This is a genomic window from Actinomadura formosensis NBRC 14204, assembly GCF_001552155.1.
GTDB classification, from domain to species: Bacteria; Actinomycetota; Actinomycetes; order Streptosporangiales; family Streptosporangiaceae; genus Spirillospora; species Spirillospora formosensis.
In genome coordinates this window covers 19,107-31,606 of sequence record NZ_BCQQ01000011.1, presented here as the reverse complement: position 1 = coordinate 31,606, position 12,500 = coordinate 19,107, and the positions used below count along the sequence as shown (strand labels likewise).

The following is a 12,500-nucleotide window of genomic DNA, read 5'->3' as shown; positions in this document are numbered from 1 at the left end:
GTCGCCGGCCGGGAAGCCGAAGGTCGATCAGGCGAGCAGGCCGTGGCCGGCGGCCAGGTCGAAGGCGGCCCGCGAGGCGGGGGCCAGCAGGTGCCGGTCGCCGCGTCCCACGTAGACGTACTCGTCCACCTCGCCGGCCGCGGTCATGGTGCCCCGGTAGGCGGCGGTGAAGCAGGCCATGCGGACGCGGTCGAAGTCCGGCTGGTCGTGAGCGGGCGCGCGGACGACGCCGAGTTCCCGGAACGAGGCCCGGTCGAGTTCCAGGTCCAGTTCCTCGCGCACCTCGCGGGACAGCGCCGACCAGTCGTCCTCGCCGGGCTCCCGCTTGCCGCCCGGAAGGTACAGCACGTCACGGCCCCGGGACCGGACGGCGAGCATCCGGCCGCCTGACACCTGCACCCACGCGACCACGTCCAGAACCGGCACGCCGACCAGTCTCCTACAGGCGGCGGGACTCGATGACGCGGCGCAGGAACTCGCGGGTCCGGGGCTCGGCCGGGTCCTCGAAGATCTGCTCGGCCGGGCCGCGTTCGAGCAGGACGCCGTCGTGCAGGAAGCAGACCGTGTCGGCGATGTCGCGGGCGAACCCATCTCGTGCGTCGCGAGGATCATCGTCATGCCGGCGTCCTTCAGCTCCCGGATGATCTCCATCACCTCGGTGACCGGCTCCGGGTCGAGCGCGGACGTCACCTCGTCCAGCAGGAGCAGGCTCGGCCGGCCCGCCATCGCCCGGATGATCGCGACGCGCTGCTGCTGCCCGCCCGACAGCCGGTCGGGGTACTCGCCGGCCCGGTCGGCGAGCCCGAACCGTTCCAGCAGCTCGCGGGCGTGCCGTTCGGCCTCCGCGCGCGAACGCCGGTGCACGCGGACCGGCGCGAGCGTGATGTTGTCCAGCACCGACATGTGCGGGAACAGGTTGTAGGACTGGAACACCATCCCGATGCGCTTGCGGACGTCGTCGGGGTCGGCGTCCGGGTCGGTGATGTCCGCGCCGTCCAGGAAGATGGCGCCGTCGTCCACCGTCTCCAGCACGTTCACGCAGCGCAGCAGCGTCGACTTGCCCGACCCGGACGCGCCGATCAGGCAGACGACCTCGTGCGGCGCGACGTCCAGATCGACGCCGCGCAGCACCGGCCGGGAGCGGTAGGCCTTCCACACGCCTTCGACGCGCAGCCGCGGTTCGCTCATGTGCCGCCTCCGGGGGCGCGGCGCCGCTCGGCGCGGGCCGCGAGATGGTCGGTGAACCGGGCCATCGGCACCGTCAACGCCACGAACAGCACCGCCGACGCCAGGTAGGGCGTGTAGGTCAACTGTCCGTTCCTTGGAACAGACTTGCGGCTCATGACTGCCTCAAACCGGGAGACGGTGACATGGCTGCATGGGGCGTGTTGACAAACGCCCACACCGTGCGCGCCCGAGCGCGGACGTTCACGGCAGCGATGTGGTCGGCAGGGCCAGCGAGCCCGCAGAGCACACAACGGAACTCTTCCCGAGTTGGGCGGTTCTTGCGGCAGACGTGCCTGCACCGCGGGCAGATTTGCGAGGTGTAGGCGGCATCCACCTCTAGTACCGGTACACCGGCGCGACGAGCTTTGTAGGCGATGAACTCGCCGAGCTGGTGGAATGACCAGGATGACAAGGTGGCCCGCTGGTGCCGCTTGAGCCATACCCGGTCGCGAATGCCCTGGAGGTCTTCTAGGGCGATGCCGCGTCCGGTGCGTTGGGCATCGGCCACTACCGTCTTGGCAATCTTATGATTCACGTGCGCGGTGTGCCGCTGCTCGCGCCGTGCGCGTCGCTTGAGTTTGCGTTTGGCGGACTTGGTGCCCGTGACCTGCAGCTTGGCACGGACCCGGGCCATGCGACGCCGATAGTGTTGCAGGCTGCGGCCCTGGTGGTTGACACCGTCGGATGTGGTGGCCAGATTGACGATGCCTCGGTCCACCCCGATCCAGTCACGTGGGCGAGTGTTCAGCGGAGGCTCGGGGATTTCGCAGGTGGCGACCAGGAACCACTTGCCGGTCCGGTACACCAGGTCACTTTCGCCCTTGCGATGCTCAGCCAAGGTCTTGAGCTGGGACGGCTCGCCAGTGAAACGGAGGTTCTTTATCCGGCCCCGGGTGGTCCAGATCGACACCGTTAGGACGTCTGTCTGCCACGATAGGCAGCGATCGTCGAACGGATGCGCGGCGTCCGGACGGAAGGTGATCGGTTTGCCCTCGGCCTTGGCTCGACGTGCGGATCCGGGCTTGCCCAGCAGCCCACTCGTGATCTGCGCTCGTCGAGTGGTGTAGGCGTCAGCGGTCTTACGGATCACATGCAACGCTGGCTGCGCGGACAACCCCCGCGCCTTTACCTCCAGGTACAGGAGCTTTTGAAGCCCAGCCCGCGAGAACACTCTTCGATCGAACGCCACCTGGGACACCCAATCGGCGACGACATTGCAGGCATGCAGAGTTTCGGTTAGCGCCGCAGCCTGATCAGGCGTTGGCAGCAACTTCACCTGCACCACCATTTTCACAATGAGTTACCATATCATTGTCGGATGTTGTGAGGTGTATGTTGACGCTGGTTGCGGTGAGGCTGCGCAAGTTTCCACTGCTTACCGATCTGATCCCCGGTCTTCGGCGCCGGAGTGCCGCCTTCGCCAGAGAATCTCTTGGGCTACTGCCGCGGTCAAGACGTGAACTGGCGCTGCTTGCCGAACCGTCAGTCTTCAAGCCTGCGGCAGATTGGAGTGCATCCGTCGTTGAAATGCTCTCCTAAGACCGCGCTGCCGGCTTCGGTCAACCCTCCGGGATCTTGGCCCGAAGATTACGGCTCAAAGTGGACTCGCAATTGCCGATATCTGCGGTAATGACCCCATTGCTGTGGTTTTCAACTCCCCGGATGCCGCAGCCGACCTGTCGTTAGGGGACGGCGGGACAAGAGGTGCCTCCAGCTTTCGTGATCAGGAGTGGGGGGTGGCGGGGCGCAACGTGAGGGTTCGCGCACCCGCGAGCCCGAACGTCTCGGCGGCGGAGCCCTGGTTGACGGCGAGCCCCAGCCAGCCGGACGAGTCGATCCACAGCAGCGGCTCGCCGGTCGCGACGCCGCCGAAGGTCTCCTCGAACGTGACACGCGCGGTGCCCGGGGTGGGAACGGTCCAAGTGACGTCCAGCGGGGTTCCGGGCGGCAGGTCGCCGAACGCGGCGGTCAGGTCCGCCCGCTCGGCGCCGAGGACGAGGCTGCCGAAGCGGTCGGTGTAGAGCACCGGGACCGTCAACTCCCCGCCGCCCGCCGACGGCGGCGGGACGTCCAGCGGCAGCGGCTCCACCGGCGAACCGAGGTCGGTGACGGCGACGCCGGCGGCGAGGTGCGCGGCGGCGGGGGAGAAGATGTCGCGGCCGTGGAACGAGGCCGACACCTCCGGCAGCCGGTAGGCCGGGTTCTCCAGCGCGTGCGCCCGCACGACGCCGCCCAGCTTCTGCGCGGCCGGGACGAGCAGCCCGTTGTCCGGGCCGACCAGCACGTCCCCGCGCCCGGTCTCGATCGCGACCGGCAGCCGCGGCGTGCCGACACCGGGATCGACGATGCCCACGTGGACGCCGACCGGCAGATACGGCAGCGCCTGCCGCAGCAGCATCGCGCCCTCGCGGATGTCGAACGGGGTGATCTCGTCGCTCAGCACCAGGACGTTCGCCTGCGGCGCGATGGAGTACACGACGCCCGCGCAGATGGCGGTGTACGCGGCGCCGAAATCGGTCGCCAGACTGACGAACGGGCGGCTCTCGGGCATGGACGACCTCGGCGTGGAACGCTGGCGGGGACCTGCGGGAATGACGGAGTGTGAGGCGAGAAGGGTACCAAGCGGGGTGATCGTCCCGAATTCCAACCGGCCCGTATCCTGCGTCCTGTGCGCGCCGAAGCCCTCGATCCCGTTCTGCTGCGGACGTTCGTCGCCGTCGCCGACCTCGGCTCCTTCACCGCCGCCGCCACCGCGGAGGGCTACACGCAGTCGGCCGTATCGCGGCAGATCGCGTCGCTGGAGGACGTCTGCGGCGTGGAGCTGTTCGTGCGCGGTGCCCGCGGCGTCCGGCCGACCCCCGCCGGGGAGTTCCTGCTGCCGCACGCGCGCGCCCTCCTCGACCGGCTCGCCGACACCGTCCGCGCGCTGGACGGGCTGCGCCGGCTCGACACCGGGACGCTGCGGCTCGGCGCCTTCCCCACCGCGAACGCGGCGCTCGTGCCGCGTGCCCTCGCCCGGTTCCGGGCCCGCCATCCGGGGGTGCGGCCGCTGCTGCGCGAGGGGACGACCGAGCGGCTACTGCCGATGCTGGACGCGGGCGACCTCGACATCGCCCTGGTCAGCACGTACAAGCATCCGTCGGTCGACGCCGAGCACCTGGTGACGCTGCTGGAGGAGGCGCTGCTCGTCGCGCTGCCGGCCGGTCACCGTCTCGCCGGGCTCGACCGCGTTCCGCTGGACGAGCTGGCCGATGAGGCGTGGATCGTCGCCGACGACCCGGCCGCGATCGCCGCGCTGCGGACCCGGTGCGAGGCCGCCGGGTTCGCGCCGGAGACGCCGCTGCGGGTCGCCGAATGGATCTCCAAGCTGGGCCTGGTCGCGGAGGGGTTCGGCGTCACGCTCGTCCCGGCCCTGGCGGCCTCCGCCCTGGCGCGGGACGGTGTCGTGCTGCGCGCCGTGGCATCCGGCCGGCCGCGCCGCCGCGTCTACGCGGCGGTGGGGCGGCACGCGCGCAGGTCTCCCGCCGTGACCGCGTTCCTGGCGGAGCTGCGGGACGTGGCGGGGAACCTGCGGCCCTGATCACGGGATCGCGGCGACGACCTCGACTTCGATCAGCGCGTCCGGATGGAACAGGCGGGACACCTCGACGGTGGTGCTCGTCGGCGGGGCGCCGGTGAAGTAGCGGCGGCGGACGGCCCCGTACTCCTGGCGGAGGTCCATGTCGGTGAGGAACGTCCGGATGTTGACGACGTCGGCGAACCCCGCGCCGTGCGCGGCGAGGATGCGTTCCAGCAGCGAGAGGATGACCTCCGACTGGCGGGTCATGTCGCCGGGCGCGTCCACCTTGCCGTTCTCGTCCAGGGCGATCTGCCCCGACACGTACAGCATCGGGCCCTGGGTGACGTAGGCGGTGTGGGAGTAGGCGGGGTTCGGCGGCGCGGGGACGGTCGCGGGATTGCCGAGCGTGACGCGCATCTGTGCGGTTCTCCTAGTGAGGTCGGCGAGTGCGGTGAGGTCATGACCGGTGAGCCCGAACTGCGCTTCGTGTCATGGCGGGACCGACGTTAGGCGGCGGCGTGGCATGACACCAGCGAAGGTCTTGCACGGCGGCCATGCGTCCGCCGCATGGCTCAGCTGAGGGCGAATCAGTGGAGGGCGAATCAGTGGAGGGCGAAGAGGATCGCGACCACGGCCAGCAGCATCACCAGGCCCGACATGATCAGCGCGGAGAGCGGGTCGGCGGTGCCGCCGCCGGACGCCAGCCTTCTGCGCTGCCGCGCAAGGCCGGTGCGGGCCCGGCGGAGCAGCAGCATGGCTCCGCCGTAGACCACCACGGCGGCGATGACCACGGCGGCGGGCGACGGCGCGAGCCGCACGCACAGCAGCCCGACGATGATCAGCGCGAGGGCGGTCCGGGACCAGGCCAGGGCCGTCCGCTCCGGCTGCGCCCCGGGATCGCCGAGTTTCACCGGGTGACCAGCAACGTCACAAGCAGGATGAGCGCGGCGATCGCGGTGCCGTACGCCATGATCGGCGCGATCGCCGGCGGTGGCAGGGACTCCGCGCGGCGCAGCGCGCGTTCGGTCCGCAGCCAGCGGTGGAACGCGAGGGCGGCGACCAGTGCCCCGGTCGCGGCGAACGCGACCGCGAGGCCGTGCCGCAGCACGGGTTCGACCAGGCCGCCGGCGAGCGCGAGGCCGATGCCGCCCGCGATCATCGCCAGCGCCGTCCGGATCCAGGCCAGGAACGTGCGCTCGTTGGCGAGGGAGAAACGCGGGTCGGGATCGTCGCCCTCGGCGAGCAGGCGGTCGGTCCACCTGGCACTGGAGGGGCCGGGGGGCTGCGTGGGGGTCATCGCCGTTCATGTTAGGCGATCGAAGTGAATGCCTTATCGCCCGGCCATGAATACCAATTCCGATTGAGTTTATGGGAAATGGCGTGGGTCACTGCGTGCCGAAGCGGCCGGCCGAGGCGTCCTCCTGGGCCAGCCGGTGCAGGGCCGTCAGGACCTGCTCGTAGAGGACGGTGGAGACGAGCAGCGAATGGGCCGTCCGGCTGCGGGGCGCCCCCTCGCAGACCCGCCGGATCTCGTGGCCGGCGACCTCGGTCGCGGCCCGCACATAGGGGCGCAGGTCCTTCAGCGTGATGGGGAAACCGAGGCGGCGCAGCGCCACGAACGTGTGCGCGAGCAGATCACGGGCGGGGGCGTCCTCGCCGACGGTCCAGCCGAGTTCGCGGACGAGGGCGTCGACGTCCTCGCGGGCGGCGCGCCAGTTCGGGTCGTGCGGCGCGGCGACGTGCGGGCCGATGGCGTGCCGGGTGGTGGTGAACAGCTCGTGCAGGCCGACCCGGTCGTCCTCGACGGCGGCGATGACCCGCTGGATCGCCGCCACCGGCAGGTCGCCGACCTCGCGCAGCGCGATGATCAGCCGCAGCCGCTCCAGGTGCCGGCCGTCGTACTCCGAGCGGGTCGCGCTGACCGCCGCGCCCTTCGGCAGCAGGCCCTCCCTGATGTAGAACTTGATCGTCTGAACCGTGAGCCCGCTGCGATCGCTGAGCTCGGAGATCTGCACCGTCGAACCCCCCTTTACCGGGGGCCAACGGTATCGAGGCCGGACGTTTGGATACTGGCACTATCCAATGTGTGTCCGGGTTGTGGTGGTTCGAGATCGGGCATCGCGAGCCGGGCGCGGGGCCGGGGAGCCGTCCAGCCGCCGGCCCCGGGTTCCGGCGGTCAGGACGCCGTGCGGCGCATCCCCTCGGAGATCTTCTCCCCGGCGGCGACGACGGGTGCGGCGTGCAGCCTGCCGGGGGAGCGGGTGAGGCGCTCCAGGGGGCCGGAGACGGAGACGGCGGCGATCACCCGCCCGCCCGCACCGCGGATCGGGGCGGACACCGACCCGACGCCCTGCTCGCGCTCGCCGACGCTCTGCGCCCAGCCGCGCCGCCGGACGGACGCCAGCGTCGTCGCCTCGAACTTCGCGTTGCGCAGCCCCCGGTGCAGCCGGTCGGGCTCCTCCCACGCGAGCAGGATCTGCGCGGCCGAACCCGCCGTCATCGGGAGCGCGGCGCCGACCGGGATGGTGTCGCGCAGGCCGCTCGTCCGCTCGGCGGCGGCGACGCAGACCCGGACGTCCCCCTGGCGGCGGAACAGCGAGGCGCTCTCCCCGGTCAGGTCGCGCAACTGGGCCAGGATGGGCTGGGCGATCGCGAGCAGACGGTCTTCGCCGGCCGCGACCGCCAGCTCGGCGAGCCTCGGCCCGAGGATGAAACGCCCCTGCGTGTCGCGGTGCACGAGGCGGTGGTGCTCCAGCGCGACGGCGAGCCGGTGGGCCGTGGGGCGGGCCAGCCCGGTCGTCTGGACGAGCTGGGCGAGCGAGGCCGGACCGGCCTCCAGCGCGTTCAGCACGAGAACGGCTTTGTCAAGTACGCCGACTCCGCTAGAGTTGTCCATGTCTTGATATTGACGTCTCGTAATATGAGATGCAAGTCGGGGTGACGGAGAACACGGCGCGACGGAGCGCCGACGATCATTACAGATGAGGTGGGAGTGATGGGCCGAACACTGGCCGAGAAGGTCTACGACGCGCACGTCGTGCGGCACGCCGAGGGTGAGCCGGACCTCCTCTACATCGACCTGCACCTCGTCCACGAGGTCACCAGCCCGCAGGCGTTCGACGGGCTGCGGATGGCCGGCCGCGCGGTCCGCCGCCCCGACCTGACCATCGCCACCGAGGACCACAACGTCCCGACCACGGACCTGCTCAAGCCCATCGCCGACCCGGTGTCGCGGACCCAGGTCGAGACGCTGCGCAAGAACTGCTCCGACTTCGGCGTCCGGCTGCACCCGATGGGCGACGACGGGCAGGGCATCGTCCACGTCATCGGCCCGCAGCTCGGCCTGACCCAGCCCGGCATGACCGTCGTGTGCGGCGACTCGCACACCTCCACGCACGGCGCGTTCGGCGCGCTCGCCTTCGGCATCGGCACCAGCGAGGTCGAACACGTCCTCGCCACCCAGACGCTGCCGCAGACCAAGCCGAAGACGATGGCGGTCACCGTCGACGGCGCGCTGCCCGAGGGCGTCACCGCCAAGGACCTCATCCTCGCGATCATCGCGAGGATCGGCACCGGCGGCGGCCAGGGCCACATCATCGAATACCGGGGCGAGGCCATCCGGTCGCTGTCGATGGAAGGCCGCATGACGGTCTGCAACATGTCCATCGAGGCCGGCGCCCGCGCCGGGATGATCGCGCCGGACGAGACCACGTTCGCCTACCTCAAGGGCCGCCCCCACGCGCCCCAGGGGGCGGACTGGGACAAGGCCGTCGAGTACTGGACGTCCCTGCGCACCGACGACGACGCGGTCTTCGACAAGGAGGTCGTGATCGACGCGGCCGAGTTGACCCCGTTCGTCACCTGGGGCACCAACCCGGGCCAGGGCCTGCCGCTCGCCGAGTCCGTGCCCGACCCCGCGTCCTTCTCCGACCCCGCCCAGCGGCAGGCCGCCGAGCGCGCCCTGGAGTACATGGGCCTCACCGCCGGGACGCCGCTGCGCGACATCGAGGTCGACACCGTCTTCGTCGGCTCCTGCACCAACGGCCGTATCGAGGACCTCCGCGCCGTCGCCGATGTGCTGAAGGGCCGCAAGGTCGCGGGCGGCGTCCGGATGCTGGTCGTCCCCGGCTCCATGGAGGTCAAGAAGCAGGCCGAGGAGGAGGGCCTCCACGAGGTCGTCGCCGCGTCCGGTGCCGAGTGGCGCGAGGCAGGCTGCTCCATGTGCCTGGCGATGAACCCCGACAAGCTCACGCCCGGTGAACGCAGCGCCTCCACGTCCAACCGCAACTTCGAGGGACGGCAGGGACCCGGCGGCCGCACCCACCTGGTGTCGCCCGCCGTCGCCGCCGCCACCGCCGTCACCGGCCGTCTGGCCGCTCCCGCCGATCTGTAAGGAAGCACGATGGAAGCGTTCACCACCTACACCGGGCGCGCGGTCCCGCTGCGCCGCAGCAACGTCGACACCGACCAGATCATCCCGGCCGTCTGGCTCAAGCAGGTCAGCCGCACCGGATTCGACAAGGGGCTGTTCTCCGCCTGGCGCGAGGACCCGGACTTCGTCTTGAACCGGCCCCGCCACGAGGGCGCGGGCATCCTGGTCGCCGGCCCCGACTTCGGCACCGGCTCGTCCCGCGAGCACGCCGTCTGGGCCCTCCAGCAGTACGGCTTCCGCGTCGTCATCGCCCCGCGCTTCGGCGACATCTTCCGCAACAACTCCACCAAGATGGGCCTGCTGCCCGTCGTCCTGCCCGCCGACCGGGTCGAAGACCTCCAGACCCGCGTAGAGAAGGACGCCGCCCTGGAGATCACCGTCGACCTGGACAAGCGCGAAGTCCGCTACGCCGATGTCGTCACGTCCTTCGACATCGATGACTACACGCGCTGGCGCCTCATGGAAGGCCTCGACGACATCGGCCTCACCCTCCGCCACGCCGACGCCATCACCACCTACGAGGAGTCTCGCCCGGCCTGGCTCCCGACGGCCGTCTGACCCGGGGGCGCCCCTGGAACCCGTGCCGGTCGGTGCCGGGTACCAGGGGCAACGCTCAACACACCCCCGGACGCATCGAGCGGTACGCGCACCAGAGACAATTTCTCTTGTGCGCTGAGCCGTCGACCGTCTGGGGATGTGAATTGAGCGCGGTGCCGTGGGGTGGGCCGGAGTGGGACGATCCTGCCTTGACGCTGCTCGCGCGGCAGTTGCGCGACGCCCATCGGGCCGTCGCGCCGCTGCCGCCGCAGACCCGGCAGCGGCTCATCCGGCACCTGCTGGCGATCACCGATCTGGCGAAACGGGACGCCGGACTGGCCGCCCGCAGGCTGGACGCGTTCCTCGCCGATTTCCAAGACGGCCCCGACGTCGGTTAGCGTGGCGCAGTAGCCGGATTCGGTCCGGTAACCCGGCGAGACAGGGGCAAGGCCGACAAAAACGTCAGCGACACGCCAACTCTTGGGTGCAGGTGATTGTGTCCATGCTGAGGCTCCCTTAGTTTCGTTCGGGCAAGGGGGGAACTAGAGGAGTAACCCATGAACAAGCGTGAGCTGGTCGACGCCATCTCTGAACGGCTGGGCAGCAAGAAGGCCGCAGCCGAGGCGGTCGACGCGATCCTGGATGCGATCCAGACCGCCGTCGCCAAGGGCGACAAGGTCGCGATCACCGGGTTCGGTTCGTTCGAGAAGGCCGACCGGCCTGCCCGCACGGCCCGCAACCCCGCAACGGGCAAGACCATTGAGGTTCCCGCGACGTCCGTGCCGAAGTTCAAGGCCGGTGCGGACTTCAAGAACCTCGTGGCCGGGAAGAAGTAGTCTCACCGCGACAGCGCCCGGGACCGAAACGGTCCCGGGCGCTGACACGTCTCAGGACGGCAGCGGGAACGTCGACAGCGTCACCACCGAGACCCGGCCGCCCTCCAGCGCCAGGTTCACCCGCTGCCCGAACCGCAGCAGCCGCAGCCCGCCCGCCGCGAACGCCTCCGCGTCGAACGCCAGCTCCGTCCCGTCGTCGAGCAGCACGCTCCCCGACCGCGTCTCCGCGTCGAACGCCTTCACCGTCCCCTGCATGACCGGAACTCTAGGCCAACGAGGCCAGGCGGGACGCGATGGCCGCGGTACGGGGGCCGGTGCCCAGGGCGAGGGCGGCGCGGAGGTCGCCGGGTGTGTCGACGTCGCGGCGTACGCTGTCGGTGCCGGGGAGGAGGATCTCCCTGGCGCCGCGGGCGCGGTGGGCGGCACGGGAGGCACCACCGAACGCGGGGGAGAACGGGACGCCGGGACGGGCCGTGTACAGGGTGGTGCCGACGCCGGCCGCGTCCGGGACGAACGCCTCGGGCACCCGCGCCGCCGCGTCGAGGACGCGGGCGAGTTCGTCCGGCCGCAGCGCGGGCAGGTCCGCCGACAGCGCGCCCACGCCCGCGTCCGGGGACAGCTCGCGGCCCCGGCCGGCGCCGTGGACCAGCGCCGGGTTCAGGCCGGCGTCCGGCACGTCGGGCACGACGCGGGCGCCGAGGGCGGCGAGGTCGGCCGCCGGAAGGGGATCGTCGGTGACTACGATCACGTCGCGGACCCGGTCACAGCGCAGCGCCGCCGCGACCGTGTCGGCCGCCACCGCGAGCGCGAGGGCCTCCCGGTGCGGGCCCGCCGCGGCGGACATCCGGGTCTTCGCCTTGGCGAGCACCTTGACGGGGACGACGAGCGACCAGTGGAGACGAGGCGCGCCGTGCGCCGCCGTGGACCGAGCTGTTGTAGACATGGCAACTCGACACTATGCGCACGTAACCGCGACACTTGAGGACACCCCACGTTCATCCGGGGGATGGACCGAGGAGGGGGACGGAATGAGGAGGGGACGGGGCATGAGCCACGGATATTCGCCGGGCTGGCGGAAGCTCACGATCGTCATCCTGCGCCCGTTGCTGTTCGGGCTCCTGAAACGGGACTGGCGCGGCCGGGGCCACATACCCGGGAAGGGCGGCGTCATCATCGCCGCCAACCACATCTCCGCGTCCGACCCTCTCGCGCTCGCCCACTTCGTCTACGAGGCGGGCCGCTACCCGGTCTACCTGGCGAAGTCCACGCTGTTCGACGTGAGGTTCATCGGCGCCGTGCTGCGCGGCACCGGGCAGATCCCCGTCCACCGCGACCGCGCCGACGCCGCGCTCGTCCTTGAGGACGCGGAGAAGGCCCTGCTGAACGGCGAGTGCCTGATGTTCTACCCGGAGGGAAGCTGCACCCGTGACCCCGAACTGTGGCCCATGACCGGCCAGACGGGCGTCGCGCGGATGGCGCTGAAGACGGGGGCCAAGGTCGTCCCGGTGGCGAGCTGGGGCGCGCACGAGTTGATGCCGTACAAGAAGGGTGAGCAGAGGGGCCTGGCGGGAAGCCTGAAGAAGGGGTTCCATCCGCTGCCCCGCAAGACGATGAAGGTGATCGCCGGTCCGCCCGTGGACCTGTCCCGGTACGAGGGGCTGCCGCTCAGCCGGGAGACGCTGCACGCCGCCACCGACGACATCATGGCCGCGATCACCGGCCTCCTCGGCGAGCTGCGCGGCCAGGAGCCGCCCATGGAACGCTACGACCACCACAAGGTGCTGGAGGAGCGGCGCCGCGCCACCCGCACGGCCCGGGCCGCCGTCCCCGAGCAGGCGGAGCCGTCCGGCCCGCGGAGCACCGAGCAGCGCACGGCGGAGCAGAGGACGGGCGACTCGTGACCTTCCGT

Annotated in this window: 17 protein-coding genes; 6 read left to right on the top strand and 11 right to left on the bottom strand. The window is 70.9% G+C overall.

All coding sequences use genetic code 11. The features are described from left to right. Positions 1 to 27: 27 nt before the first annotated feature. From AF1_RS36980 to AF1_RS04560, 4 genes are all read right to left on the bottom strand, one after another. Positions 28 to 1,188: an ATP-binding cassette domain-containing protein gene (locus AF1_RS36980; RefSeq protein WP_407642221.1), complete on the bottom strand. Its 1,161-nt coding sequence runs from the start codon at positions 1,186 to 1,188 to the stop codon at positions 28 to 30. Next, positions 1,185 to 1,310, bottom strand: coding sequence for a hypothetical protein (locus tag AF1_RS34120; protein WP_255218776.1), 126 nt, complete (start codon positions 1,308 to 1,310; stop codon positions 1,185 to 1,187). Before AF1_RS34120 ends, AF1_RS36980 begins: the two co-directional genes overlap by 4 nt. A gap of 29 nt (positions 1,311 to 1,339) precedes the next feature. Then, a complete protein-coding gene (locus AF1_RS33010; protein WP_131732688.1) occupies positions 1,340 to 2,515 on the bottom strand; it encodes an RNA-guided endonuclease InsQ/TnpB family protein in 1,176 nt (391 codons plus the stop codon). A gap of 435 nt (positions 2,516 to 2,950) precedes the next feature. After that, positions 2,951 to 3,778, bottom strand: coding sequence for an SAM hydrolase/SAM-dependent halogenase family protein (locus AF1_RS04560; protein ID WP_067793730.1), 828 nt, complete (start codon positions 3,776 to 3,778; stop codon positions 2,951 to 2,953). A 117-nt stretch (positions 3,779 to 3,895) separates the two neighbouring features. Here AF1_RS04560 and AF1_RS04555 point away from each other — a divergent pair, with 117 nt between their 5' ends. After that, positions 3,896 to 4,807, top strand: a complete 912-nt coding sequence (locus AF1_RS04555; RefSeq protein ID WP_067793729.1) for a LysR family transcriptional regulator — start codon at positions 3,896 to 3,898, stop codon at positions 4,805 to 4,807. Here AF1_RS04555 and AF1_RS04550 read toward each other — a convergent pair whose 3' ends face one another. From AF1_RS04550 to AF1_RS04530, 5 genes are all read right to left on the bottom strand, one after another. Then, entirely contained in the window at positions 4,808 to 5,203 is a 396-nt protein-coding gene (locus AF1_RS04550; RefSeq protein WP_067793728.1) for a RidA family protein, read from the bottom strand. It abuts the gene before it with no gap. A 185-nt stretch (positions 5,204 to 5,388) separates the two neighbouring features. Then, complete coding sequence (locus AF1_RS04545) at positions 5,389 to 5,697, bottom strand: DUF202 domain-containing protein (RefSeq protein ID WP_067793727.1); 309 nt, start codon at positions 5,695 to 5,697, stop codon at positions 5,389 to 5,391. Continuing rightward, a complete protein-coding gene (locus tag AF1_RS04540; protein WP_067793726.1) occupies positions 5,694 to 6,083 on the bottom strand; it encodes a YidH family protein in 390 nt (129 codons plus the stop codon). The genes AF1_RS04545 and AF1_RS04540 overlap by 4 nt, the downstream gene beginning before the upstream one ends. 88 nt (positions 6,084 to 6,171) lie before the next feature. Then, on the bottom strand, positions 6,172 to 6,801 hold the full coding sequence (locus AF1_RS04535; protein WP_067793725.1) for a MerR family transcriptional regulator: 630 nt from the start codon (positions 6,799 to 6,801) through the stop codon (positions 6,172 to 6,174). A 161-nt stretch (positions 6,802 to 6,962) separates the two neighbouring features. Further along, positions 6,963 to 7,682, bottom strand: a complete 720-nt coding sequence (locus AF1_RS04530) for an IclR family transcriptional regulator (protein WP_067793724.1) — start codon at positions 7,680 to 7,682, stop codon at positions 6,963 to 6,965. 99 nt (positions 7,683 to 7,781) lie between these two features. Here AF1_RS04530 and leuC point away from each other — a divergent pair, with 99 nt between their 5' ends. The 4 genes from leuC to AF1_RS04510 all read left to right on the top strand — a co-directional run bounded on the left by leuC (position 7,782) and on the right by AF1_RS04510 (position 10,591). Continuing rightward, on the top strand, positions 7,782 to 9,179 hold the full coding sequence (gene leuC / locus AF1_RS04525) for a 3-isopropylmalate dehydratase large subunit (protein ID WP_067793723.1): 1,398 nt from the start codon (positions 7,782 to 7,784) through the stop codon (positions 9,177 to 9,179). Between the two features lie 9 nt (positions 9,180 to 9,188). Further along, on the top strand, positions 9,189 to 9,776 hold the full coding sequence (leuD, locus tag AF1_RS04520; RefSeq protein ID WP_067793722.1) for a 3-isopropylmalate dehydratase small subunit: 588 nt from the start codon (positions 9,189 to 9,191) through the stop codon (positions 9,774 to 9,776). 143 nt (positions 9,777 to 9,919) lie between these two features. Then, a complete protein-coding gene (locus AF1_RS04515; RefSeq protein WP_067793721.1) occupies positions 9,920 to 10,153 on the top strand; it encodes an SCO5555 family protein in 234 nt (77 codons plus the stop codon). Between the two features lie 159 nt (positions 10,154 to 10,312). Next, positions 10,313 to 10,591 (top strand): HU family DNA-binding protein, encoded by a 279-nt coding sequence (locus AF1_RS04510; RefSeq protein ID WP_067793720.1) that lies wholly within the window; start codon positions 10,313 to 10,315, stop codon positions 10,589 to 10,591. Between the two features lie 51 nt (positions 10,592 to 10,642). Here the strand turns inward: AF1_RS04510 and AF1_RS04505 are convergent, their stop codons facing one another. After that, a complete protein-coding gene (locus AF1_RS04505; RefSeq protein WP_067793719.1) occupies positions 10,643 to 10,846 on the bottom strand; it encodes a cold-shock protein in 204 nt (67 codons plus the stop codon). 10 nt (positions 10,847 to 10,856) lie between these two features. Further along, on the bottom strand, positions 10,857 to 11,534 hold the full coding sequence (cofC, locus tag AF1_RS04500) for a 2-phospho-L-lactate guanylyltransferase (RefSeq protein WP_067793718.1): 678 nt from the start codon (positions 11,532 to 11,534) through the stop codon (positions 10,857 to 10,859). Between the two features lie 103 nt (positions 11,535 to 11,637). Between cofC and AF1_RS04495 the strand changes: the two genes are divergently transcribed. Beyond that, positions 11,638 to 12,492, top strand: coding sequence for a lysophospholipid acyltransferase family protein (locus AF1_RS04495; protein WP_067793717.1), 855 nt, complete (start codon positions 11,638 to 11,640; stop codon positions 12,490 to 12,492). Positions 12,493 to 12,500: the final 8 nt, after the last annotated feature.